Here is a 377-nt window from a genome sequence, read left to right on the forward strand (position 1 = left end):
CATGGTCAACCCCCATCAAGGGAACAGCATGAACGGCACTTTGCTCCGCATCACCCAGATCACCGTCCTGGCCGCCCTGCTGGGCACCGGCACCGCCTTCGCGGCCGGCGCCCATGGCGAACACGCCGGCCACGCCATGCCGATGGCATCCGCGCCCATCGGCGTGCCCGGCGACGCCGCCCGCGTCACCCGCACCATCGACATCGACATGACCGACGCCATGCGCTTCACGCCTGCCCAGGTGCAGGTGAAGGCGGGCGAGACCGTACGCTTCAATGTGCGCAACTCGGGCAAGATCCGCCACGAAATGGTGCTGGGCAGCGATGCCGACCTGCAGGCGCACTACGCCATGATGATGCAGGACCCCGGCATGCGCC

At 68.2% G+C, this 377-nt stretch carries 1 protein-coding gene; it reads left to right on the top strand.

The features are described from left to right. Positions 1 to 28: 28 nt before the first annotated feature. Positions 29 to 377: hypothetical protein (locus SB751_RS28500; RefSeq protein ID WP_410748854.1), on the top strand; the 349-nt coding region annotated here is incomplete at its 3' end.

Origin of the sequence: Cupriavidus sp. SIMBA_020 (genome assembly GCF_046535395.1) — a bacterium.
Lineage (GTDB): Bacteria > Pseudomonadota > Gammaproteobacteria > Burkholderiales > Burkholderiaceae > Cupriavidus > Cupriavidus campinensis.